Source organism: Candidatus Avelusimicrobium aviculae, from assembly GCF_949292495.1.
GTDB classification, from domain to species: domain Bacteria; phylum Elusimicrobiota; class Elusimicrobia; order Elusimicrobiales; family Elusimicrobiaceae; genus Avelusimicrobium; species Avelusimicrobium aviculae.
Map to the genome: position 1 here is coordinate 42,321 of NZ_CASEZB010000023.1, position 20,204 is coordinate 62,524.

General features: G+C 48.8%; 34 protein-coding genes. All 34 read left to right on the top strand.

The features are described from left to right. Positions 1 to 347: 347 nt before the first annotated feature. Positions 348 to 692: a 30S ribosomal protein S10 gene (gene rpsJ / locus ACQY33_RS05465; protein WP_428074711.1), complete on the top strand. Its 345-nt coding sequence runs from the start codon at positions 348 to 350 to the stop codon at positions 690 to 692. A gap of 15 nt (positions 693 to 707) precedes the next feature. After that, the gene (gene rplC / locus ACQY33_RS05470) at positions 708 to 1,499 is read left to right on the top strand and encodes a 50S ribosomal protein L3 (protein WP_428074713.1); all 792 of its coding nucleotides are present in this window, start codon (positions 708 to 710) and stop codon (positions 1,497 to 1,499) included. 12 nt (positions 1,500 to 1,511) lie between these two features. Continuing rightward, positions 1,512 to 2,144, top strand: a complete 633-nt coding sequence (gene rplD / locus ACQY33_RS05475; RefSeq protein ID WP_428074715.1) for a 50S ribosomal protein L4 — start codon at positions 1,512 to 1,514, stop codon at positions 2,142 to 2,144. After that, a complete protein-coding gene (locus ACQY33_RS05480; RefSeq protein WP_428074717.1) occupies positions 2,144 to 2,440 on the top strand; it encodes a 50S ribosomal protein L23 in 297 nt (98 codons plus the stop codon). The genes rplD and ACQY33_RS05480 overlap by 1 nt, the downstream gene beginning before the upstream one ends. 23 nt (positions 2,441 to 2,463) lie before the next feature. Further along, positions 2,464 to 3,306 carry a 50S ribosomal protein L2 gene (gene rplB / locus ACQY33_RS05485; protein ID WP_428074719.1) on the top strand — a complete coding sequence of 281 codons (843 nt, stop codon included), beginning with the start codon at positions 2,464 to 2,466 and terminating at the stop codon, positions 3,304 to 3,306. A gap of 2 nt (positions 3,307 to 3,308) precedes the next feature. Continuing rightward, positions 3,309 to 3,593: a 30S ribosomal protein S19 gene (rpsS, locus tag ACQY33_RS05490; protein WP_428074721.1), complete on the top strand. Its 285-nt coding sequence runs from the start codon at positions 3,309 to 3,311 to the stop codon at positions 3,591 to 3,593. Between the two features lie 16 nt (positions 3,594 to 3,609). Continuing rightward, positions 3,610 to 3,969, top strand: coding sequence for a 50S ribosomal protein L22 (gene rplV, locus ACQY33_RS05495; RefSeq protein ID WP_428074723.1), 360 nt, complete (start codon positions 3,610 to 3,612; stop codon positions 3,967 to 3,969). A 3-nt stretch (positions 3,970 to 3,972) separates the two neighbouring features. Further along, positions 3,973 to 4,704, top strand: coding sequence for a 30S ribosomal protein S3 (rpsC, locus tag ACQY33_RS05500; protein WP_428074725.1), 732 nt, complete (start codon positions 3,973 to 3,975; stop codon positions 4,702 to 4,704). Positions 4,705 to 4,719: 15 nt separating this feature from the next. Beyond that, entirely contained in the window at positions 4,720 to 5,130 is a 411-nt protein-coding gene (gene rplP, locus ACQY33_RS05505; protein WP_428074727.1) for a 50S ribosomal protein L16, read from the top strand. Between the two features lies 1 nt (position 5,131). Further along, positions 5,132 to 5,335 (top strand): 50S ribosomal protein L29, encoded by a 204-nt coding sequence (gene rpmC, locus ACQY33_RS05510; RefSeq protein ID WP_428074729.1) that lies wholly within the window; start codon positions 5,132 to 5,134, stop codon positions 5,333 to 5,335. 11 nt (positions 5,336 to 5,346) lie between these two features. After that, a complete protein-coding gene (gene rpsQ / locus ACQY33_RS05515) occupies positions 5,347 to 5,616 on the top strand; it encodes a 30S ribosomal protein S17 (protein WP_428074731.1) in 270 nt (89 codons plus the stop codon). A gap of 28 nt (positions 5,617 to 5,644) precedes the next feature. Then, positions 5,645 to 6,013, top strand: coding sequence for a 50S ribosomal protein L14 (gene rplN, locus ACQY33_RS05520; protein ID WP_176778112.1), 369 nt, complete (start codon positions 5,645 to 5,647; stop codon positions 6,011 to 6,013). Between the two features lies 1 nt (position 6,014). Next, positions 6,015 to 6,323 (top strand): 50S ribosomal protein L24, encoded by a 309-nt coding sequence (gene rplX, locus ACQY33_RS05525; protein WP_428074733.1) that lies wholly within the window; start codon positions 6,015 to 6,017, stop codon positions 6,321 to 6,323. Positions 6,324 to 6,339: 16 nt separating this feature from the next. Beyond that, on the top strand, positions 6,340 to 6,933 hold the full coding sequence (gene rplE / locus ACQY33_RS05530; protein WP_428074735.1) for a 50S ribosomal protein L5: 594 nt from the start codon (positions 6,340 to 6,342) through the stop codon (positions 6,931 to 6,933). Between the two features lie 14 nt (positions 6,934 to 6,947). After that, the gene (locus ACQY33_RS05535; protein ID WP_087289315.1) at positions 6,948 to 7,133 is read left to right on the top strand and encodes a type Z 30S ribosomal protein S14; all 186 of its coding nucleotides are present in this window, start codon (positions 6,948 to 6,950) and stop codon (positions 7,131 to 7,133) included. A gap of 74 nt (positions 7,134 to 7,207) precedes the next feature. Then, positions 7,208 to 7,600 (top strand): 30S ribosomal protein S8, encoded by a 393-nt coding sequence (gene rpsH / locus ACQY33_RS05540; RefSeq protein WP_428074737.1) that lies wholly within the window; start codon positions 7,208 to 7,210, stop codon positions 7,598 to 7,600. A 9-nt stretch (positions 7,601 to 7,609) separates the two neighbouring features. Beyond that, the gene (gene rplF / locus ACQY33_RS05545; protein WP_428074739.1) at positions 7,610 to 8,161 is read left to right on the top strand and encodes a 50S ribosomal protein L6; all 552 of its coding nucleotides are present in this window, start codon (positions 7,610 to 7,612) and stop codon (positions 8,159 to 8,161) included. A 2-nt stretch (positions 8,162 to 8,163) separates the two neighbouring features. After that, entirely contained in the window at positions 8,164 to 8,529 is a 366-nt protein-coding gene (rplR, locus tag ACQY33_RS05550; RefSeq protein ID WP_428074741.1) for a 50S ribosomal protein L18, read from the top strand. 18 nt (positions 8,530 to 8,547) lie between these two features. Further along, a complete protein-coding gene (gene rpsE / locus ACQY33_RS05555; protein ID WP_428074743.1) occupies positions 8,548 to 9,147 on the top strand; it encodes a 30S ribosomal protein S5 in 600 nt (199 codons plus the stop codon). Positions 9,148 to 9,165: 18 nt separating this feature from the next. Beyond that, complete coding sequence (gene rplO / locus ACQY33_RS05560) at positions 9,166 to 9,627, top strand: 50S ribosomal protein L15 (RefSeq protein ID WP_428074745.1); 462 nt, start codon at positions 9,166 to 9,168, stop codon at positions 9,625 to 9,627. Continuing rightward, positions 9,627 to 10,967, top strand: coding sequence for a preprotein translocase subunit SecY (gene secY, locus ACQY33_RS05565; protein ID WP_428074747.1), 1,341 nt, complete (start codon positions 9,627 to 9,629; stop codon positions 10,965 to 10,967). The genes rplO and secY overlap by 1 nt, the downstream gene beginning before the upstream one ends. 140 nt (positions 10,968 to 11,107) lie before the next feature. Further along, entirely contained in the window at positions 11,108 to 11,749 is a 642-nt protein-coding gene (locus tag ACQY33_RS05570; protein ID WP_428074749.1) for an adenylate kinase, read from the top strand. Beyond that, positions 11,746 to 12,498: a type I methionyl aminopeptidase gene (map, locus tag ACQY33_RS05575; RefSeq protein ID WP_428074751.1), complete on the top strand. Its 753-nt coding sequence runs from the start codon at positions 11,746 to 11,748 to the stop codon at positions 12,496 to 12,498. Before ACQY33_RS05570 ends, map begins: the two co-directional genes overlap by 4 nt. 44 nt (positions 12,499 to 12,542) lie before the next feature. After that, the gene (gene infA, locus ACQY33_RS05580) at positions 12,543 to 12,755 is read left to right on the top strand and encodes a translation initiation factor IF-1 (RefSeq protein WP_428074753.1); all 213 of its coding nucleotides are present in this window, start codon (positions 12,543 to 12,545) and stop codon (positions 12,753 to 12,755) included. After that, a complete protein-coding gene (gene rpmJ, locus ACQY33_RS05585; protein ID WP_177746066.1) occupies positions 12,756 to 12,869 on the top strand; it encodes a 50S ribosomal protein L36 in 114 nt (37 codons plus the stop codon). 21 nt (positions 12,870 to 12,890) lie between these two features. Continuing rightward, positions 12,891 to 13,271, top strand: coding sequence for a 30S ribosomal protein S13 (gene rpsM, locus ACQY33_RS05590; RefSeq protein ID WP_428074755.1), 381 nt, complete (start codon positions 12,891 to 12,893; stop codon positions 13,269 to 13,271). A gap of 24 nt (positions 13,272 to 13,295) precedes the next feature. Further along, complete coding sequence (gene rpsK, locus ACQY33_RS05595; RefSeq protein WP_428074757.1) at positions 13,296 to 13,724, top strand: 30S ribosomal protein S11; 429 nt, start codon at positions 13,296 to 13,298, stop codon at positions 13,722 to 13,724. 5 nt (positions 13,725 to 13,729) lie between these two features. Next, positions 13,730 to 14,359 carry a 30S ribosomal protein S4 gene (gene rpsD, locus ACQY33_RS05600; protein ID WP_428074759.1) on the top strand — a complete coding sequence of 210 codons (630 nt, stop codon included), beginning with the start codon at positions 13,730 to 13,732 and terminating at the stop codon, positions 14,357 to 14,359. Positions 14,360 to 14,373: 14 nt separating this feature from the next. Continuing rightward, positions 14,374 to 15,372 (top strand): DNA-directed RNA polymerase subunit alpha, encoded by a 999-nt coding sequence (locus ACQY33_RS05605; protein ID WP_428074761.1) that lies wholly within the window; start codon positions 14,374 to 14,376, stop codon positions 15,370 to 15,372. A gap of 18 nt (positions 15,373 to 15,390) precedes the next feature. After that, positions 15,391 to 15,735, top strand: a complete 345-nt coding sequence (gene rplQ / locus ACQY33_RS05610; RefSeq protein WP_428074763.1) for a 50S ribosomal protein L17 — start codon at positions 15,391 to 15,393, stop codon at positions 15,733 to 15,735. Further along, complete coding sequence (locus ACQY33_RS05615; protein WP_428074765.1) at positions 15,736 to 16,782, top strand: rod shape-determining protein; 1,047 nt, start codon at positions 15,736 to 15,738, stop codon at positions 16,780 to 16,782. A 192-nt stretch (positions 16,783 to 16,974) separates the two neighbouring features. Beyond that, positions 16,975 to 17,835 (top strand): rod shape-determining protein MreC, encoded by an 861-nt coding sequence (mreC, locus tag ACQY33_RS05620; RefSeq protein WP_428074767.1) that lies wholly within the window; start codon positions 16,975 to 16,977, stop codon positions 17,833 to 17,835. After that, entirely contained in the window at positions 17,835 to 18,329 is a 495-nt protein-coding gene (gene mreD / locus ACQY33_RS05625) for a rod shape-determining protein MreD (protein ID WP_428074769.1), read from the top strand. The genes mreC and mreD overlap by 1 nt, the downstream gene beginning before the upstream one ends. A gap of 23 nt (positions 18,330 to 18,352) precedes the next feature. After that, positions 18,353 to 20,203 (top strand): penicillin-binding protein 2, encoded by a 1,851-nt coding sequence (gene mrdA / locus ACQY33_RS05630; RefSeq protein WP_428074771.1) that lies wholly within the window; start codon positions 18,353 to 18,355, stop codon positions 20,201 to 20,203. Position 20,204: the final 1 nt, after the last annotated feature.

Sequence of the window (20,204 nt, forward strand, 5' to 3'; positions counted from 1 at the left end):
CAAGAATTGGTTGTTTTTTGCATTTGTTCATTAAGATTGTTTGAGATAATGGATCTTGTTCCATGGTTATTGTCTCTTTTTAATATGCCAAAAGATAAACTCTTTACAATACAATAGGGATATTATACAATATATACAAGCGAATTTTAGGAGGCGGATTTGAACGCCCAACGGTGAAAACGGCTAGTAAAATTCCCCCACAAGCGCCCCTATTTTTGGTATAATAAAGAGTACCGAATTTAGAAGCATGGCAGCAAAATTCCTTACCGGCTCGTCGTAGGAGACGAACCGGGGAAGGATTTTCTGTCGTATAATTTTTTTACAAAAGTTGTTTTAAGGAAAACAAAATGGCAGAAAAAACAGATAAAAAAGCTCATGTGTTGAGCCAAGAAAGAATCCGCATTAAATTGCGTTCTTATGACCATCGCATGTTGGACACCTCGGTTTCCCGCATTGTGGAAACTGCCCAAAAAACGGGTGCCATCGTGGCGGGTCCTGTTTTATTGCCGGTTCGGATTAAGAAGTACACGGTGCTTCGCTCCCCCCATACCGACAAGAAAAGCAGAGAACAGTTTGAAATGCGTATTCACAAAAGACTGATTGATCTAAAAAGCCCCACCTCTAAAACTGTGGACGAATTAATGAAGCTTGATTTGCCCGCCGGCGTAGATGTGGCCATTAAAAGCAATTAAGGAAATTAAGACACTATGACAGAAGAAATCAAACAAGCTGCTGGTGCCCAAGAGGCAACCCCCGTTGCTGAAGCGGCCAAAGCAGAAACTGTCAAAGAAGCTCCCGAAACTTTCCGCTTTGTATTAGGCGAAAAAATCGGCATGACCCAGCTCTTTGATGAAAAAGGCAATCTGTATGGCGTGTCCGTAGTAAAAGCGGGCCCCTGCAAGGTTGTGCGTGTCAGAACCATAGAAAAAGACGGCTACAACGCCGTTTGCGTAGGTTTTGGCGAAGTGAAAGAAAGCAAACTGAACAAACCTGAACTCGGTTACTTTAAAAAAGTAAACGCCTCGCCGGTCAAACATATGAAGGAATGCCGTGTTGCCGACGTGAACGGTTTTGAAATTGGCCAAGTCATTTCACTTGAAAAAGTATTTAAACCCGGCGATTATGTAGACGTACAGGGTAAAATTAAAGGCCACGGTTATGCCGGCGCCATGAAGCGCCACGGCTTTGCCGGTCAGCCTGCTTCCCACGGTGCGTCTGACAGAGAAAGAGCCCCGGGTTCTTTGGGCTCCCGCCGTTCTTTGGGTAAAGTGCTTTCCGGCCAGCGCATGGCTGGGCATTACGGCACCACCACCCACACCGTATCCAAAATTGAAGTTATCAAAGTGGACAGCGAAAACGGTCTCCTTTTCTTAAAAGGTTCCGTGCCGGGCGCCAAAGGCTCCATCGTGTCCGTATTGGAAACTTCCAAAAACAGAAAACATGTAGTGGCTCCCATCGTGCAGAAAATTTCTGCCTCCAAAGCCGCTAACAAGAAGTAAGGACTTGGACCTATGGAAACAAAAGTTTTAGATATCAAAGGTCAAGAAAAAGGGACGTGCGCTTTGCCGGAAAGCTTGTTTGCCGTTAAAGCGAACCCCACTTTCTTGCACGAAGTCGTCACCGCTTTCTTAGCCAACCAAAGAAGCGGCACCGCCGATGTGAAAACCCGCAGTGAAGTTTCCGGCACCGGCAAAAAACCGTGGAAGCAGAAAGGCACCGGCCGTGCGCGTCAGGGCAGCTTGCGGGCTCCCCAATTCCGCCATGGCGGCGTGGCTTTCGGCCCCACCCCGCACTCTTTCCGCCAGGAACTGCCCGCCGGCAAACGCCGCTTGGCTTTAGCCATGGCGTTGTCTACCAAACTTTCTGAAGGCAACCTGGTTGTATTGGAAGATTTGAAAGTAAGCGAACCCAAAACCAAAGGTTTCGCCGCCGTGTTGGAAACATTGTCCGCCGGCCGCAAACCGCTTTTGTTGGGCAATTTTACGGATGCCAACACCAAACTGGCCAGCCGCAACATTGCCGGGCTTACCCATATGCTGCCTGAAGACGTCAATGCCTATGTAGTGCTTAACAGCACCAAGGTAATCATGACCAAGGAAGCGTTAGAAAAAATCAGCGCTACGTTCGCTAAGGAGGCCAAATAATGACCCGCACTTACGATATTTTAAAGAAGCCTCTTTTGACTGAAAAGAGCCTGATTGCCAGAGATTCCCAAAACCGCTACGGTTTTGTGGTATCCAAAGATGCATCTAAGGGCGAAATCAAAACTGCCGTAGAAAAGATCTTTAACGTTACCGTTGTTAAAATCAACACCATCACCGTTACGGGCAAAACGCACCGTATGGGTCGGTACGAAGGGAAAAGACCTGACTACAAGAAAGCTTTCGTAACCCTTAAAGAAGGCGATAAAATAGAAGTGGTGGAAGCCACTGCTAAGTAGAGTATTAAGGAGAACTACTAACTATGCCTATTAAGTCATTTAGACCTTATACCCCTTCCCGCAGAACAATTACGGTGGCCGACTTTTCGGAAATCACCAAAAAAACCCCGGAGAAGAGCTTAACCAAAGGTCTGCGCAAAACCGGCGGACGCAATAACACCGGTATGGTCATGGTTCGCCACATTGGCGGCGGACACAGACGCGCTTACAGACAAATTGATTTTAAGAGAGAAAAACTGGGCATTCCGGCCAAGGTTGTTGCCATTGAGTACGACCCGAACCGCAGCGCCCGTATTTGTCTTTTGAATTATGCCGACGGCGAAAAGAGATACATTCTTCACCCGGTTGGCGTAAAAGTGGGGGACGTATTAATGTCCGGCCCTACTGCTGAAATTAAAGTGGGTAACTGCCTTGCTCTTAAAAATATTCCTGAAGGTACTTTTATCCACGCCATTGAACTGCAAGTAGGCAAAGGCGCCCAGCTTGCCAGAAGCGCCGGCTCTCAAGCCCAGCTGATGGCCCGCGAAGCGGAATATGCCCACATCAAAATGCCGTCCGGCGAAATCCGCCTGGTGCCCAGCGCCTGCTGCGCTACGATAGGGCAAGTCGGCAATGTAGACCACGCCAACGTGGTAATTGGTAACGCCGGCCGCAACCGTCACCGCGGTATCCGCCCGACTGTACGCGGCAGCGCCATGAACGCAGTGGACCACCCGATGGGCGGCGGCCGCGGACACGGCAAAGGCGGCAACATACCTCGTTCCCCCTGGAACCAACAGACTCGCGGTTTGAAGACCCGCTCCACTAAGAAAGCGTTTGGTTGGATGATCGTCAGCGACAGAAGAAAAAATAAGGCTGGTAAGTAATTATGGGAAGATCAACTAAAAAAGGTCCTTATGTAGATTTAAACCTGTTGGAAAAAGTTCAAGCGATGAACTCTTCCAATGAAAAGAAACCTATCAAAACGTGGGCGAGAGCCTGCACGATTGTTCCCGAATTTGTGGGACACACCTTCTTGGTGCATAACGGCAGAAAGTTCCTTCCCATCTATGTCTCTGAGAGAATGGTAGGTTACAAACTCGGTGAATTTTCTTTCACCCGGGTATTCAAAGGCCACGGTGGTATGACCAAAGACTCCACCGCCTTGAAATAAGAGTTGAGGATTTGATATGGAAGCTTGTGCAAAAGCTAAATTTCAACGGTACGGTAGCCGCAAGGTGAACCTCGTGTTGGACCAGATCCGCGGTAAAAATGTCAAAGCGGCGGAAGACGTCCTTCCGTTCATTGCCAAAAGAACCTCTGATCTCGTGTTCAAAACGGTTCACAGCGCTGCCGCCAACCTGGAAGTAAAAGCGGGCAAAAAACTGGATATGAGCAAAGTGTTCATTAAAGAAGCCTTTGCCAATTTAGGGCCCAGCAATCACTTAAGAAGAGTTCAGCCCGGCCCGCAAGGCCGCGCTATGCCCTACAAAAAGAGCATGTGCCATCTGACTGTCATCGTTTCCGACGAAAAAAAGGGAGGTCGCTAAGATATGGGACATAAGATTCACCCCCGTTCAATAAGACTGGGTTATATTCAGGATTGGCGTTCCCGCTGGTTCGCCCCCAAGAATATGCCGGCGCTTATTATGGAAGATTTCCAAATTCGCAAAATTGTTGATGACAAGTTCAAAATGGCTGCCGTAAGCTACGTAGGCATTGAACGTGCCGGCGCTTTCCTGCGCTTAAACATTCACACCGCCCGCCCGGGTGTGGTGATTGGCAAGAAAGGGGCCGATATTGAAGCCCTTCGCAAAGAAATTGAAGCCCTCACCGGCAGCAAAACCTTTGTGAACGTCATTGAAATCAAGAGCCCGGAAACGGATGCCCAGCTGGTGGCGCAGTCCATCGCCATGCAGCTTGAAAAACGCGCCCACTATGGCGCCGCCATCAAGAAAGCGATTGAAAAAGCCTTAGCTGGCAAAGCGTTGGGTATTAAAATTATGGTATCCGGCCGTTTAGGCGGTGCCGAAATTGCCCGCACCGAATGGAAACGCGAAGGCCGCGTACCGCTGCACACCCTGTGCGCGGATATTGATTACGGTTTTACGGAAGCGTCCACCATCAGCGGTAAAATTGGCGTAAAAGTGTGGATCTTTAAGAGAACGCACTTTGCCAAATCTCCCAAAGAGATTATGCAGGAACTTAAAAAACATAGAGATATGGAAAGCGTTTCTGCCGAAGGCGTCACGGAAGTCGTTGCTCCGGCCAAGGAAGCTAAATAGTAGAGGTCTTTACTTATGTTAATGCCTAAAAGAGTAAAATATCGCAAACCGTTTAGCGCCCCCCGCATTAAAGGCAATGCCAAAAGAGGCGCTGAGGTTGTGTTCGGTGAGTATGGGCTGAAAGCATTGGAACCCAAATGGATCACCGCCCGGCAGATAGAAGCTGCCCGTATTACGCTGTCCAGATTCATCAAGAAGAAAGGTAAACTCTGGATTCGCATTTTCCCGGATAAAGCCATCACCAAACACCCGGCTGAAACCCGTATGGGTAAAGGTAAAGGGGCTCCGGATCATTGGGTGTGTGTCGTAAAACCCGGCAGAGTGTTGTTTGAGTTGGAAGGCGCCACGCTGGAAGATACCAAACAAGCCATGAAGCTGGCCGCCGACAAACTGCCCATCAGAACTAAATTGGTGACGAGAAGATAGTATGAAGACGAACGAAAAAGAAGCTTTGAAACAAAAAACCGTGGCTCAATTACAAGAAGCCCTCGGTAAAGCGAAAGAAAAGAAATTCAACCTTCTTTTCAAACACAGCACCACCCCCATCGCCAACCCGATGGAAATCCGGGCTGTAAGACGCGAGATTGCTCTTCTGCAGACCTTGATCAACCAGAAGAAAGAGCAGAACTAGAGGTTTTAAATATGGAAAAACAAGAATCCCGTGGACAAAGAAAAGTTCTCACCGGCGTTGTGGTTTCTGACAAGATGAACAAAACCCGCACCGTACTCGTGGAACGTCTGGTTCGTACCGGTCTGTACAGCAAAACGCTGAAAAGAGCGGCCAAATTCCATGCGCACGACGAAGGCAACGAGAGCAAAATCGGGGATAAAGTGGAAATTATGAGCACTCGCCCCGTGTCCAAAACGACCAAATGGCGTGTTTCCAAAATTGTGGAAAAAGCCAGAGCTTAGTTTTTAAAACTTACGGAGTTATTAAACTATGATTCAACTCAGAAGCATCCTCAACGTGGCCGACAATTCCGGCGCCCGCAAAGTACAATGCTTTAAGGTGCGCGGTGGCCACCACCGGGATATCGCAACTTTGGGAGACGTCGTGATGTGCTCCGTCAGAGATGCGATCCCTACTTCCGCCATTAAAAAAGGCGACGTGGTGCGCGCGGTAGTAGTACGCGTAGCCCGCGAAAAAAGACGTAAAGACGGTTCCTATATCCGCTTTGATGACAACGCTGTTTGCATCATTAACGATAATGGCGAACCTAAAGGCACGCGTGTGTTTGGCCCTATTGCGAGAGAACTGCGGGAAAAGAATTTCCTGAAAATCATCTCTCTGGCCCCCGAGGTAGTATAGTATGATTATCAAGAAAAAAGACACTGTGTTGGTTTTGTCCGGCAAGGACAAAGGCAAAAAAGGTGAAGTGAAATCTGTCAACCCGTCCAAGAACAAAGTGGTAGTGGTGGGTATTAATATGATTTCTAAACACGTTAAGCCTTCCCAAAACAAACAAGGCGGCATCACCAAGATGGAAGCGGCTTTAGACGCTTCCAACGTGGCAGTGGTGTGCGGCAAGTGCAAAAAAGCCATGACCCCTAAAATTCAAATAGCGGCCGATGGTACCAAAACGCGCGTATGCCGCAAATGCAATGAGCCGATCATTTAATCTAGGTAAAGTTAAAATGACAAAAGAAACGAAGAATACGAAAGTTCCGTCAGATTACCAGCCCAGACTGCAGAAACTGTACAAAGAAAAAGTACTGCCTGCTTTGCTTAAAGAAATGGGACAAAAAAGCCCCATGGCCGTGCCGAAGCTGGAAAAAATCGTCATCAACGTAGGCGTGAAAGACGCCCGCGAAGACATTAAAGCGTTAGACGTTGCCCGTGAAGACTTGACCGCTATTGCCGGCCAGTCTGCACAGGTAAGAAGAGCCAAGAAATCCATCTCCAACTTTAAACTTAGAGAAGGGATGCCCATTGGCGTGCGCGTTACTTTGCGCGGCGCCAGAATGTATGAATTCTTGGAACGCTTTATTTGCATTGCCTGCCCCCGCATCCGCGACTTTCAGGGCTTTAACGACAAAGCTTTTGACGGCAAAGGCAATTTAAACCTGGGTATTAAAGAACACTATATTTTCCCGGAAATTGATGTGGAAAAATCACCCAAAGCCCATGGTATGAACATTACGTTCGTCACCACGGCCAAGAACGACGAAGCCGGCCGCCTGCTCATGACTTACATGGGTATGCCTTTTCGCAAAGCGGCTGCTAAATAAGGAGCAAACACTTTATGGCTACCAAAGCATGGGTTGCAAAAATGGCTAAAGACCAAAAGTTTGCCGTGCGGTATCATAACAGATGCCAGATCTGCGGCCGCGCGAGAGGTTATTATCGCGACTTCGGTCTCTGCCGTATCTGCCTGAGAAAGATGGCACACCAGGGTTTAATCCCGGGTCTTAGAAAATCAAGCTGGTAAAATTTACAGGAGGAGGCGCCTTATCGGATTAACTCCGCTAAGCGGAAAGTGTTCTGAAAGGGCGGCCTATACACATGGATCCAATCGCAGATTTCTTAACCAGAATAAGAAACGCCAACATGAAAAAGAAGGAAAAAGTGGATATTCCTTTTTCCAAGATTAAAACGGAAATTGCCCGCGTTTTGAAAGAAGAAGGCTATATTGCCAATTTCAAAGCCGTGCATAACGAAACCAAAGGCGGCGTAGTGAGAGTTTTCCTCAAATATACGCCTGAAAACGAATGCGTAATCCAAGGGCTCAGAAGAGTTTCCAAACCGGGGCAGCGGGTGTACAGCGCGTACAACAACATTCCCAAAGTCCGCGGTGCTTTTGGCATTACCATTTTGTCTACGTCTAAAGGCATCATGACCGACAGCCAAGCCAAAGCCCAAAAGATGGGCGGCGAATTGCTGTGCCAGGTTTGGTAAGGGGGGAATATGAGCAGAATTGGTAAAAAAGTAATCAATGTTCCCGCCAAAACCAAAGTGGAAGTAAAAGGGCAAACCATTACCGCCACCGGCGCGTTGGGCACCTTGTCTTACACTTGCCCGGCGGACGTGACCATCAACTTTAAAGACAATGTCCTTTCTTTTGCTATCCCGGAAGGGAAGGAAAAAGAACTCAACGCCATTCACGGCACCACCCGCGCGAACGTTTTCAACATTGTTGAAGGCGTAACCAACGGTTTTACCAAAGTATTGGAAATCAACGGTTTAGGGTATCGTGCTTCCGTGGCGGGCACCAAATTAAACCTGGAATTGGGCTTTTCCCACCCGGTGAATATGGACATTCCGCAAGGTTTAACCGTAACCGTAGACGGCAAAAGCGGTGCGGTTTCCATTAAAGGAAGCGATAAATTTTTAGTGGGTGACTTTGCTGCTAAGATTAGAAGAATCAGACCTCCGGAACCCTACAAGGGCAGCGGTATTAAATACCAAGGCGAGCACATTGTTCGCAAAGCCGGTAAAACTGCGGCGGGAGGCAAATAATTATGGCTACTAAACAGGAAAGATACCAATACAGAAAAGACAGAAGCCGCGGCCACCTGCTGGCCACCGGCGCTCACAGACCGAGACTGTCCGTTTACAGAAGCTTAAAATACATTTATGCCCAAATCATTGACGACAAGACCCACAGCACGTTAGTGTCTGCCACCACCTTGTCTGCCGAATTGAACGGCAAATATGAAGCTTCTGGCAAAAGCATTGAAGCCGCCAAAGCCTTGGGCGCCGTAATCGCCAAGAAAGCTTTGGAAAAAGGTATTACCGAAGTGATGTTTGATCGCGGCGGCAGAGTCTACCACGGCAGAATTAAAGCGCTTGCTGATTCCGCCAGAGAAGCAGGCTTAAAATTCTAAGAGTTACAGGTGAATTTAATGTCTAATGAAACGCTGAAGAGCGAAAACAAAAAAGAAGCGAAAGGCAAAAGAGCCGAGTTTCCTAAAGCCAAACCGGCGATGGAAGGAAAATCCACTGTAATCCACGTGGCCCGCACGGCCAAAGTGGTAAAAGGCGGTAAACGTTTCGGTTTCCGCGCGTTGGTAGTAGTTGGCAACGGCTCCGGCAAAATCGGCGTGGCCATCGGCAAAGCGAACCAGGTTCAACTGGCTATCGCCAAGGCTGAATCCCACGCCCGCAAACACATGATTTCTTTCCCGGTTGTGGGCGAAACCATTCCGCATGAAGTAATCGGCAAGTTCGGTTCTTCTTCCGTATGGATGAAACCCGCCGCCCCCGGTACCGGCGTAATCGCCGGCGCGGGTGTGCGCCTGGTGTTTGAAGCCGCCGGCATCAAAGACGTGTTGGCCAAAAGCTTGGGCAGCACCAATCCGTGCAATTTAGTATATGCCACGTTGGAAGCCTTAAAACTGCTCAAGAGCAAAGAAACCGTGGATGTGCTGCGCGGTAAAGCCGCCCCTGTTGAGGCGGACGCCCCGAAAGCCGAAGCGCAAGCCGAAGCCGCCAAGGCCGAATAGTTTTGTGGAGAAAAAGATATGGTAACTTTGAATAAACTTTTCCCTAAACATGGCTCCAGAAAAGCCAAAAGAAGACTGGGCCTCGGCCCGGGTTCCGGCTTGGGTAACTACTGCACCAAAGGTATGAAAGGGCAGACTTCCCGCTCCGGCAATACCCGCAAAGAAAGCAAAGAAGGCGGACAGATGCCTTTGATCCGCCATACGCCTAAGAGCGGTTTTTCCAACAAAGATTTTGCCAGACGGTTTGACTATGTCAACGTAGGCACGTTGGAAAAACTCTTTAAAGCGGGTGAAGAAGTAACCCCCGAAGCTTTGAAAAAAGCCGGCGCTATTCATGACGCCACCAGCGTAAAAGTCCTCGCCATGGGTGAACTGACCAAAGCGCTGAAAGTGTCCGCCCACGGTTTTTCCTCCACCGCCAAAGCGGCGATTGAGAAAGCCGGCGGCACCGTTACCGTTATTGAAAAGAAGACCAAATAATGGATACCAACAATACGGTTGCAAATATCTTCAACGCCCCCGAACTCAAGAAGAGGCTTCTCTTCTTGATAGGGGCGTTGGCTGTTTTCCGGATTGCGTCCGCAATCCCGATACCCGGCATCAATGCGGAAGTGCTCCGCCAAATGTTTGCCCAGCATGAAAACGGAATTTTAGGTTTTATGAACCTGTTTTCCGGGGGCGCTTTAGGGCGTTTTTCCATTCTGGCTTTGGGTATTATGCCGTACATTAACGCTTCCATTATCATGGGGCTCGTGCGCGGGGCGCATATTTTCCCCGCGTTGGACCGCATGCATAAGGAAGGCGAAAGCGGCCGGAGAAAAGAAAACCAGATTACCCGTATTTTTGCGTTGTTTTTGGCCCTGTTACAGGGCGCCATGATGACCTTTGCCATTACCAAGGTAGAGGGCGCGGGCGGCATGTCCGCGGTGGTCAATCCGTCGGTAATGTTTTTTATTACCACGGTGCTTACGTTAGCGGCGGGCACCATGTTTGTAATGTGGTTGGGTGAACAAATTACGGAAAAAGGGATTGGGAACGGTATTTCCTTAATCATTTTTGCCGGCATTGTGGAACGTTTGCCCAGCGCCATTATGGAAGTGGTCAACCGCGTTAAAACGGATGAGATGGATTTCTTTATGGCGTTAGTCATTTTGGCCGCGGTGGCGGTTATTACCGCTTTGGTGGTTTGGCTGGAAACGGCCCAACGCCAGATACCGGTGCAATATGCCAAACGCCAGGTAGGCAATAAAATGTATGGCGGGCAAACCAGCTATCTGCCGCTCAAGATAGACCAAAGCGGCGTGATTGCGGTAATTTTTGCCTCTTCCGTCATTTCTTTGCCGCTTACGATAGCCAGCTTTAACCAAGAAGCTCCCTGGGCCCAAACGCTGATGAGCTATATGAACCCCAGCAATATATGGTATATGCTGTTGTTCTCGGGCTTGATTATTTTCTTCTGCTATTTTTACAACTCCATGACGGTTAACCCCGCGGACTTGGCGGATAACATGAAGAAATGGGGCGGCTTTATTCCGGGTATTCGCCCCGGAGACCCGACTAAAAACTACATTGAGTGGGTGATGAACCGCTTAACTTTCTGCGGCGCGATTTTCGTGTGCGCGATTGCCATTTTGCCGGATTTCTTCCGCACAAAATTTGGTGTAGATTTTTACTTCGGCGGTACGGCGCTTTTAATCGTGGTAGGCGTTGCGTTGGATACAGTGGGGCAGATACAGGCTCACCTGTTGGCGCGCAATTATGAACCGCTGATGAAAGGCAGCAAAAGAATTAAAGGCCGCTGGTTTAACGTAGGCCAGTAATTTGCATATTAAGAGGCTGCCGCGTTTCCGCTTGGCGGAAGCGGCGGCCTCTGTGAGCTTTAAACGCAGTCAACATCTATTTTATTTTTTGGGTTTTAAAAGCTCCAAAAACAGATTTTTAAGGACAGGCTTTTTGGATCATGAACATCGTGTTAATGGGCTGCCCCGGCGCCGGAAAAGGCACTCAGTCGGCCAAAATGCAGGACAAATTTCATTTGTATCATATTTCCACGGGGGACGTGCTCCGCGCGGAAATAGCCAAAGGCAGTGAGCTGGGCAAAGAAATTGCCGGCATTATTAACAAAGGAAATTTAGTGCCGGACGCTTTGATGATTTCCATGTTGGAAAACATTGTGAAATCTACCGATAAAGGCATAATTTTTGACGGCTTTCCCCGCACGGTGGCCCAAGCGGAAGCACTGGACAGCATGATGAAGCGCCTAAACCGCAAAGTAACGCATGTGATTATGATTACTTTGCCGGAAGAAGAAATCATCAGCCGCATCACCTCCCGCCGCCAGTGCAAAAAATGCGGGGAAATTTATCACGTGGATCCGTCCTCCCCGCTGCCAACCTGCAAGGCCTGCGGCGGTGAATTATATACCCGTGCGGACGATACGGCCGAACGCGTAAAACACCGCATAGACGTATATCATCAGGAAACGCTTCCTGTAAAAGATTATTATAAAAACAGCGGCGTGTATAAGGAAGTGGACGGACATCAAACGCCGGATCAAGTATTTGCGGAAATTTCCAATATTTTGGAAGAAGGCGCAAAATGATAGAAGTTAAAAGCAAACATGAGTTGGATTTAATGCGCGCCAGCGGCAAAGTAACGGCTGCGGTATTAAAATTAATGACGCAGTTGGTTAAGCCGGGCGTGTCTACATACGATTTGGACAAAGCGGCCGAAGAAACCATCCGCTCCTTCGGGGCGACGCCGTGTTTCTTGGGTTATGCAGGATATCCGGGCAGCATTTGCGCTTCAATAAATGAAGAAGTCGTGCACGGAATCCCCAAAAAAGATAGAATATTAAAGAGTGGTGATATTATAAGTATAGATACAGGGGCCCGGCTTGACGGCTTCTGTTCTGATGCCGCTATCACCCTCGGCGTGGGAAAAGTGTCTGACGAAGCCCAAAGACTGATGGACGTTACCAAGAAGTCTTTGCATAAAGCGATTGGGCTTGTCAAACCCGGGGCCCGGTTAGGAGATATCGGGCACGCGGTGGAGACTTTTGCCGAGCTTCACAACATGGGAGTAGTAAGAGATTATTGCGGGCATGGTATTGGCCGCAATATGCACGAAGAGCCCAGCATACCAAATTTTGGTAAGCCGGGCACCGGCCCTGTTTTAGAAGAGGGCATGGTGCTTGCCATTGAACCCATGATTACAGCGGGAACGTACAGAGTCAGGCAGCTTAGTGACGGTTGGACGGTGGTCACGCGGGACGGCAGTTATGCGGCCCACTTTGAGCACACGGTAGCCGTGACGGCTAACGGCAGTGAAATTTTCACTGCTTTTGAATAACTCCTACGGGAGCATATTCTGATTTAATCCGAACTCGGAGATGTATGAGCGATAAAATCGAACTGGAAGGAAAGGTCTTGGAAGCGTTGCCCAACGCTATGTTTAAAATAGAGATAGCCGGGGGCAAAACGGTTCTTGGCCACATATCCGGCAAAATGAGAGTTCATCATATAAGAATCCTGCCCGGGGACAAAGTAAAATTAGAGCTTTCCCCGTATGATTTAACCAAAGGCCGGATTACTTATAGGGAGAAATAAATGAAAGTCAGAGCCAGTGTGAAAAAGATATGTCAAAAATGCAAAATCATTAAACGCAACGGCGTGGTTCGGGTGGTTTGCGAAGTAGCAAAACACAAACAGCGCCAAGGTTAATTTACAGGAGTTTTAGAACATATGGCAAGAGTCGCAGGTATTGATTTACCGAAAAATAAAAGAATAGACGTAGCCTTAGAATACATCTATGGCATCGGCAAGAAAAACGCCAAAGAAGTCCTCGCCAAATTGGAAGGCCAGATTGACCCCGCCACCCGCGTGAAAGATTTGACCGAACAGCAGGCCGGTCTCTTGAACACTATCTTGCAGAAAGAATATAAAGTGGAAGGCGAATTAAGAAGAGAAGTAGCCCAAAACATTCACCGCTTTATTGAAATCGGTTCCTACAAAGGCCAGCGCCACCGCAGAAACCTGCCCGTGCGCGGACAGAGAACCAAAACCAACGCCAGAACCAGACGCGGCCGCCGCAAAACCGTGGGTTCCAAGGCTGCAGCTAAATAAATTTAGAGACTTAGGAATTTAACTATGGCAGAAGAAAAAGTAACGAAAGAAGCCGCGGAAGCCAAAGCTCCCGCCGCTGTGAAAGGAAAAAAGAAAAACGCCAAAGCGCCGGTATTCGGCGTAGTGCACATTAATTGCTCGTTCAACAACACCATTGTAACGATCAGCGACGACAAAGGCAACACCATCGCCTGGTCTACCGCCGGTTCCCACGGTTTTAAGGGCACCAAAAAAGGCACTCCGTTTGCCGCGCAGATTACCTGCAACAAAGCCGCTGAAAAAGCCGTTTCGTTGGGTATGCGCGAAGTGGCCGTAAAAGTATGCGGCCCCGGCCAGGGCAGAGAAACTGCCGTCAGAGCCGTACAACAAGCCGGACTTACGGTGTCTTCTATTAAAGATGTCACCCCTATTCCGCACAACGGATGCAGACCGCCTAAAGCCAGGAGAGTATAAGATTTATGTCTAGATATACAGGAGCCAGCTGCAAAAAATGCAGAAAATTAGATTGCAAACTTTTCTTGAAAGGTACCAAATGCTACACTAACTGCGTAGTGGACAAATTGGCCGCCACCGTGAAACGCGGCGGTAAAGTAAGAAAGGCCAAAGTGTCCGAATACGGTATCCGCTTGCAGGAAAAGCAGAAAGCCAGATTACAGTCCGGCATGTCCGAAATTCCTTTCCGCAATTTGTTTGACGCCGCCGCCAAGGCTGAAGGCCAAACCGGTGAAAACTTTTTGCGTAAATTGGAAACCCGCTTGGATAACGTCGTACGCCGCTTAGGTTTTGCGGTTTCTTTGAAATCCGCCCGCCAGTTGGTGTTGCATGGTTTTGTAAAAGTGAACGGGAAAGCCGTAAACGTGCCTTCTTACCAATTACGCATTGGGGATAAAGTAACCCTGGACGCCAAATTGGCCGAGAACACCGGCGTAAAACAAGGTTTAACCGAAACTGAAAAACGCAACCAGCGCCCCAGCTTCTTGGAATACGACGCGGAGAAAATGACCGGAAAACTTTTAAGATGGCCCGACAGAGCGGAAATGTCCTATCCTGTCAACGAGCAGCTCATCGTCGAATACTATTCTAAATAGTTTGGAGGCTTTACATGGCTTTGAATAAATTGGTTCTTCCCGAAAAAATTCAATTAGAAGAAAAAACCTCTTCTGACTTTTACGGCAAATTTATTGCGGAACCTTACGAAAGCGGCTACGGCCACACGGTAGGGAATTCCCTGCGCCGGATTTTGCTTTCCGGCATGGAAGGGGCCGCTGTTACCGCCGTTAGAATTACGGGCGCGGTGCATGAATTCAGCACCATTCCCAACGTGCGGGAAGACGTTATCAATATTCTGCTGAACCTCAAACGTTTGCGCATTAAAATGGAAGGCAAAGAACGCGAATACGTAACTCTGCATGCCGAAAAACCCGGCACGGTTACCGCGGCTGATATTGAAGAGGTGGACGGTTTGTCCATCATCAATAAAGACCTCCAAATTGCCAATATTGAGGCCGGCGGCAGCCTGGAGATGGAAATTGAAATTTCCCGGGGCAAGGGCTATGTACCGGCTGAAGACTTGGCCAAAATCCAGCGCCCTGCCGGTTTTATTCCGGTGGATGCCTTGTTCTCTCCTATTGTGAAAGTTCATTACGACGTGGAACCCGCCCGCGTAGGCCAGAAGACCGACTATGACCGCTTAATCCTTGAGATTACGACGGACGGCACCCTGGAACCTGCCCGCGCGTTGCACCGCGCCGCCGTGTTGCTTTCCAACTCTTTGCATATTTTCACGATTGAAGGTGAAGAAGACTGCGTGGCCACCACCAGCGATGAAGCCGTAGAAGAACCCGTTTCTTCCACCGGCAGCGTAGCAGGTGCCAGCGTAAACTCCAAATTGGATGAGCTTCTCAACCAATCCATTGAGTTTATTGAGCTTTCTTCCCGTTCCATTAACTGCTTAAAATCTGAGAATGTGAACACCGTCCGCGATTTGGTAAAGATGAGCGAAGATGATCTGAAAATGATTAAAAACTTCGGTGCCAAATCTATGGATGAAATCAAAGAAAGACTTGCCGAAATGAAATTAACGCTCGGCATGAAAATTTAAGGATAGGATTTTGAACGTATGATTAAAAATACAGGATACAGAAAGCTGGGCAAAACGGCCTCTCACCGCAAAGCTATGCTTAAAAATATGGCCACCAGCATTATCCTTCACGAAGAAGTGAAGACTACTTTGCCCAAAGCGAAGGAAGTTCGCCGCGTGGTGGAAGGTTTAATCACCTCCGCCAAAGCCAACGACCATTTGACCGTTAAAGACACCTTGAAAGACAAAGCCGCTTTCAAAAAACTCTTTGATGTGTTGGTCGCCAGATATGCGAACCGTCCCGGCGGCTTCTGCCGCATTTACCGCGCCGGCGTACGCCAGGGCGATAATGCGCAAGTAGCAATTATTAAATTGGTGGAATAAATGGTAATCGATTACTTGGGGGGCCTTTTCTCTTCTGATTTAGGTATGGATCTTGGCACAGCCAACAGCCTTATCTATGTGAAGGACAAAGGCATCGTTTTACGCGAACCGTCCGTCGTCGCCGTAGACCGGGAAACCGGCGAGGTGAAGGCGGTCGGCTCCAAGGCCAAGCAGATGCTGGGCCGCACCCCGGCTAACATTATTGCCGTTCGCCCGATGAAGAACGGTGTGATTGCGGATTTTGAAGTCACCCAGGAAATGATTCGTTACTTTATCCGCAAAGTGCATAGCCGCAGCAGCTTGTTGCGCCCCCGGATTGTAATTGGTATTCCTTCTGACATTACCGGTGTGGAACGCCGCGCGGTGGACGATGCCGCCCGCCAGGCCGGCGCCCGCGAAGTATATTTGATTGAAGAGCCTATGGCTTCCGCCATGGGGGCAGATTTGCCCATCGCGGAACCGCATGCCAGCATGATTGTAGACATTGGCGGAGGCACTACGGAAGTGGCCGTCATTTCTCTGGGCGGCATGGTAGTGGCTAAATCCATTGATGTGGCCGGTGATGAATTAACGGAATGCATTGTGCAGTATTTCCGCAAGAAATACAACTTAATCGTGGGTGAAACCACCGCTGAAGAAGTAAAAATTAATTTAGGATCCGTCTATCCGCTGAAAGAAGAAAAAACCATGGAAGTAAAAGGGCGTGACCAAACACAAGGTTTGCCCCGCACTTTAACGGTTACTTCGGAAGAAATCCGCCAGGCTTTAATGGAGCCGGTGCGCTTAATTATTGACGTGATTAAGAGCACGCTGGAAGAAACCCCACCGGAATTGGCGGCGGACTTGGTGGACCGCGGCTTAGTGGTTGCCGGCGGCGGCAGCTTGTTAAGAGGCATTACGGAATTGATTCGCAAAGAAACCGATATTCCTGTTCACCGCGCGGCGGACCCGCTCAGCTGTGTGGCTTTGGGTACCGGTAAATTCTTGGAACAGCTCAATGAGAAAGGAAGTCGGTTTTTTGGTTCTCATGGGAAATCCTCTTACTAAGTTACCCCATTGTGCCGGATAATATTTGGGCGGGCACGGTTCTTACAGAACGGACGGTGCCCGCTTTTCTTTCTTTATAGAGTTATTTGTGTGTGTTTAGTTTCCTGCCTTTTGTATTGGCGGGGAATCTCTCCGGTTGTATCAGCCGGGGAAAGCCTTTTTGCAGGCGCAAATCCTTTTTAAATTTTATTTATGTTACATGCTAAAAAGAAAAAAAGAAGTGCTGCTCCTTCCGGTTTTTCCCGCAAGGCGCTGTTGCCTCTTTTTTATTTAACGCTTTCTTTTTTACTTATGATTTTGCCTCTGGACGGGTTTGTCAGCTCCGTGAAAGCGCTGCTCGGCTATATTTTTATTCCGCAGATTAGGATGTCCCACTCCGCGGTAAAATATGCGGACGGTGTTTCCTCCACTATACGTGAACTCTTAGACACCCATCATGAAAACCGCCAGCTTCGCCAAGAAATAGAAGCCGCCAAAATTTTAGGTGCCCAGGCGGAAATGGTGTTTGAAGAAAACGAACGTTTAACCTCTATTTTAAAGTTGCAGCCTTCCCGCCCGTGGCAGGGTACTTGGGCCCAAATTGCCTACCGGGAACCCAGCCAGTGGAATACGGTTATTTTGGATAAAGGCTCTCGGGACGGAATCCAACCGCGCAGCGCGGTAATTTCCGTAGAGAACGGTGTAGAGGGGTTGGCCGGCGAAGTGGTGGAGGTTTCGGAAAGTACGGCTAAAGTATTGCTCGTGCGTGATGAAGATTTTTCCGCTGCCGTGTATTTAAGCCCCAGCCGGGATGAGGGCCTGTTGGCGGGCGGCGGCACCGGCGCGGTAAAAATGAAGTATGTTCCGCTTTTGTCTTCCGTTAAAGAGGGGGACCGGGTTTACACTTCGGCCGCCAGCAGTATTTTCCCGGCGGGTATTTTAATAGGGGAAGTTTCTTCCGTTAAAAAAGGAAATGCTTTTCAAACGGCGTTAACGGTGGAGGTTACTCCGGCCATTAGTTCCAGCGCGCTGAAAGAAGTGTTTGTTATCTCGGATGAAAAGGACAGAAAATAATGTGGGGATTTTTTAAACTTTTTATCGCTTTTGTAGGGGCCACGGTTTTTCATTGGGCGTTTGCCACGGCGTTTGCCAATATCGGCATACAGGTTAGCGTGATGTTGGTTTTTGTGGTGGCTTGCTGTACTTTGTTAAAACCGGCGTATGGTTACCCCATGGCGTTCTTGTGCGGTTTGTTTTTGGATTTTTTCGGCACGAAATTATTTGGAAATAACGCCTTTACTTTTTGTTTGCTGGCCACTTTTGTGTATATGCTTAGTGAACGTTTTGATTTTGAAAGTATTCTTCCTCAAATGGTAAGCGTGTTTTGTTTAAGCGTGTTTGCCATATTGTTTAATGCGCTGTTACTAATGTTGTTTTCTGCGTCTGCGTTTTGGCAGGGGTTTTGGAGCCTGTTTGCCGGCAGCGTGATAAACGCACTTATGGCTCCGCTGGTGTTTTTTGTATTGAGGATGCTGCTTTCTAAAGGGTTTGTCAGTAAAGAGGCTTAAACAACGGCCTAAGGAGAGGGTGTATGCCCGCTACCAAGATTTTTTTTAACACGCGTTTAAAATTATTGTTTTTTATTGCGTGTGCGGCGTGCGGTATTATTGCTTTGCGGTTGGTGGATATACAAGTTCTGCGCCATAGCGCTTATTTGGAAATGGCGGAACGGAACCGAACGCAAGTGCTGTACCAAACGGCGCCGCGCGGGCGCGTGTTCACTTCGGACGGCGTGGTAGTGGCCAGCAATTCCCCGTCGTTTAGCTTTTACTATTTGGCCGCCGGTCGTAAAGACATCCCTTATTTACAGCAGCTGGCACAGGATTTTGCCCCCAAATTGGGCATGAGTGAAGAAGCCCTTACTGAAAAACTGACCGAAGGTCTCAAAAGCGGCAAGGCAGTCCCTTTAGCGGAAAACCTTTCTCCTAAAACCACCATTGCTTTGCAGGAACTTCAGATTTATTATCCAGGCGTTTATTTGGTGGAAGAAACCAAACGGGATTATCCGTACGGCAGTTTTGCCAGCCATTTAATTGGCTATTTGGGCAGTATGACGGAGTCAGAATGGCGGAAGAGGGATACTGCCATGAATTACCGCTTAAACTCTAAAATAGGCAAAAACGGAATAGAAAAAAAATACGAGGCGCAATTAAAAGGGGAAGACGGCGGCGCTTATTTGGAAGTAGATTACCGCGGGCGTGTGCGCCGCGTGATTGAAGACCGCCGCTGGCAGCCCGGCAGCGACGTGCATTTAACGCTTAATTTTAATGTCCAGCGTGCGGCGGAAGACGGTTTAAAAAGCACCTCTACCGGGCGCGGCGCGGCAGTGGCGCTGGATACACGCACCGGCGCTGTGCTTGCTTTAGCCAGCGCGCCTGCCTATGACCCTAATATTTTTGTTCCGTATAACGATACCGATTTATCCAATGTTTCTAAAAATATCAGCGAATACAATTTGGCCGTGCAAGGTACTTATCCTCCCGCCTCTACCTTTAAAATTATTACTGCTATTGCCGCATTGACAGACCCGGATTTTGACCCTTCCGCGCATGTAAACTGCCCCGGCCACTATGATGCCGGCTCCCGCATATTTAAATGCTGGAAACACACCGGGCACGGACTTATGAATTTATTGGACGGGCTGGCCAACTCCTGCGACGTCTATTTTTATGACGTGGCGGCCCGGGTGGGCGCTTCCGCCATAGAAAAAGTACAGCGGGCCTTTATGTTTGGGCGCCCCACGGGGATTGATTTGCCTGGGGAAAAGGCCGGCAATATGTACGGCCCTACCAAGCGGGCGCGCAATAAGTCTTACTGGTTTATAGGGGATACGCTTAATTTGTCTATTGGGCAGGGGGAATTATTGGTTACCCCGCTTAAATTGGCTCAGTTTGGGGCGGCCTTGGCCAGCAAAGGCAATGTCTACCGCCCGTATTATATTGATAAATTGGTCAGTAACCGCACGGGCAAAGAAACCCAGGTGGGGAAAACGGAAATTTTAAATAAGGCGGATTATCCCTCCTCTACCTATGATTTGATTTGGACTTCCATGAAATACACCACCGATACGGGCACCGCCCGCTGGGCCAAAATACCCGGGCTGGATGTATACGCCAAAACCGGGACGGCCCAAAACCCCCACGGGGACGATCACGCCTGGTTTTTAGCTTTTGCCGGCAAACCGGGGGAGGAACCTTCCATTGTGGTGGTGGTGTTTGTGGAGTACGGGTTGCATGGTTCCAGCGCGGCCGGGCCTATTGCGCGGGAAATGCTTAAAGCGTACTTTGGCGTGGATGACTTGGGTAACCCGGTTCTGCAGCGAAAATCTTTATTAAATCATGAAAATTATGAAGAACTGTTGGACGGGCCCGCAGGAGAATAAG

What these genes read in the sequence shown, in the direction of transcription:
- rpsH (WP_428074737.1), top strand. Translation starts at nt 7,208, where the DNA reads ATGGATCCAATCGCAGATTTCTTAACCAGAATAAGAAACGCCAACATG.
- rplF (WP_428074739.1), top strand. Translation starts at nt 7,610, where the DNA reads ATGAGCAGAATTGGTAAAAAAGTAATCAATGTTCCCGCCAAAACCAAA.
- rpsD (WP_428074759.1), top strand. Translation starts at nt 13,730, where the DNA reads ATGTCTAGATATACAGGAGCCAGCTGCAAAAAATGCAGAAAATTAGAT.
- rpmJ (WP_177746066.1), top strand. Translation starts at nt 12,756, where the DNA reads ATGAAAGTCAGAGCCAGTGTGAAAAAGATATGTCAAAAATGCAAAATC.
- ACQY33_RS05570 (WP_428074749.1), top strand. Translation starts at nt 11,108, where the DNA reads ATGAACATCGTGTTAATGGGCTGCCCCGGCGCCGGAAAAGGCACTCAG.
- ACQY33_RS05605 (WP_428074761.1), top strand. Translation starts at nt 14,374, where the DNA reads ATGGCTTTGAATAAATTGGTTCTTCCCGAAAAAATTCAATTAGAAGAA.
- rplC (WP_428074713.1), top strand. Translation starts at nt 708, where the DNA reads ATGACAGAAGAAATCAAACAAGCTGCTGGTGCCCAAGAGGCAACCCCC.
- mreC (WP_428074767.1), top strand. Translation starts at nt 16,975, where the DNA reads ATGTTACATGCTAAAAAGAAAAAAAGAAGTGCTGCTCCTTCCGGTTTT.
- rpsM (WP_428074755.1), top strand. Translation starts at nt 12,891, where the DNA reads ATGGCAAGAGTCGCAGGTATTGATTTACCGAAAAATAAAAGAATAGAC.
- mrdA (WP_428074771.1), top strand. Translation starts at nt 18,353, where the DNA reads ATGCCCGCTACCAAGATTTTTTTTAACACGCGTTTAAAATTATTGTTT.
- rpsJ (WP_428074711.1), top strand. Translation starts at nt 348, where the DNA reads ATGGCAGAAAAAACAGATAAAAAAGCTCATGTGTTGAGCCAAGAAAGA.
- ACQY33_RS05615 (WP_428074765.1), top strand. Translation starts at nt 15,736, where the DNA reads ATGGTAATCGATTACTTGGGGGGCCTTTTCTCTTCTGATTTAGGTATG.
- rplV (WP_428074723.1), top strand. Translation starts at nt 3,610, where the DNA reads ATGGAAGCTTGTGCAAAAGCTAAATTTCAACGGTACGGTAGCCGCAAG.
- infA (WP_428074753.1), top strand. Translation starts at nt 12,543, where the DNA reads ATGAGCGATAAAATCGAACTGGAAGGAAAGGTCTTGGAAGCGTTGCCC.
- rplN (WP_176778112.1), top strand. Translation starts at nt 5,645, where the DNA reads ATGATTCAACTCAGAAGCATCCTCAACGTGGCCGACAATTCCGGCGCC.
- ACQY33_RS05535 (WP_087289315.1), top strand. Translation starts at nt 6,948, where the DNA reads ATGGCTACCAAAGCATGGGTTGCAAAAATGGCTAAAGACCAAAAGTTT.
- rpsE (WP_428074743.1), top strand. Translation starts at nt 8,548, where the DNA reads ATGTCTAATGAAACGCTGAAGAGCGAAAACAAAAAAGAAGCGAAAGGC.
- rpsC (WP_428074725.1), top strand. Translation starts at nt 3,973, where the DNA reads ATGGGACATAAGATTCACCCCCGTTCAATAAGACTGGGTTATATTCAG.
- rplO (WP_428074745.1), top strand. Translation starts at nt 9,166, where the DNA reads ATGGTAACTTTGAATAAACTTTTCCCTAAACATGGCTCCAGAAAAGCC.
- rpsS (WP_428074721.1), top strand. Translation starts at nt 3,309, where the DNA reads ATGGGAAGATCAACTAAAAAAGGTCCTTATGTAGATTTAAACCTGTTG.
- rplD (WP_428074715.1), top strand. Translation starts at nt 1,512, where the DNA reads ATGGAAACAAAAGTTTTAGATATCAAAGGTCAAGAAAAAGGGACGTGC.
- rpsK (WP_428074757.1), top strand. Translation starts at nt 13,296, where the DNA reads ATGGCAGAAGAAAAAGTAACGAAAGAAGCCGCGGAAGCCAAAGCTCCC.
- secY (WP_428074747.1), top strand. Translation starts at nt 9,627, where the DNA reads ATGGATACCAACAATACGGTTGCAAATATCTTCAACGCCCCCGAACTC.
- rplQ (WP_428074763.1), top strand. Translation starts at nt 15,391, where the DNA reads ATGATTAAAAATACAGGATACAGAAAGCTGGGCAAAACGGCCTCTCAC.
- rpsQ (WP_428074731.1), top strand. Translation starts at nt 5,347, where the DNA reads ATGGAAAAACAAGAATCCCGTGGACAAAGAAAAGTTCTCACCGGCGTT.
- rplP (WP_428074727.1), top strand. Translation starts at nt 4,720, where the DNA reads ATGTTAATGCCTAAAAGAGTAAAATATCGCAAACCGTTTAGCGCCCCC.
- rpmC (WP_428074729.1), top strand. Translation starts at nt 5,132, where the DNA reads ATGAAGACGAACGAAAAAGAAGCTTTGAAACAAAAAACCGTGGCTCAA.
- rplE (WP_428074735.1), top strand. Translation starts at nt 6,340, where the DNA reads ATGACAAAAGAAACGAAGAATACGAAAGTTCCGTCAGATTACCAGCCC.
- map (WP_428074751.1), top strand. Translation starts at nt 11,746, where the DNA reads ATGATAGAAGTTAAAAGCAAACATGAGTTGGATTTAATGCGCGCCAGC.
- rplR (WP_428074741.1), top strand. Translation starts at nt 8,164, where the DNA reads ATGGCTACTAAACAGGAAAGATACCAATACAGAAAAGACAGAAGCCGC.
- ACQY33_RS05480 (WP_428074717.1), top strand. Translation starts at nt 2,144, where the DNA reads ATGACCCGCACTTACGATATTTTAAAGAAGCCTCTTTTGACTGAAAAG.
- rplB (WP_428074719.1), top strand. Translation starts at nt 2,464, where the DNA reads ATGCCTATTAAGTCATTTAGACCTTATACCCCTTCCCGCAGAACAATT.
- mreD (WP_428074769.1), top strand. Translation starts at nt 17,835, where the DNA reads ATGTGGGGATTTTTTAAACTTTTTATCGCTTTTGTAGGGGCCACGGTT.
- rplX (WP_428074733.1), top strand. Translation starts at nt 6,015, where the DNA reads ATGATTATCAAGAAAAAAGACACTGTGTTGGTTTTGTCCGGCAAGGAC.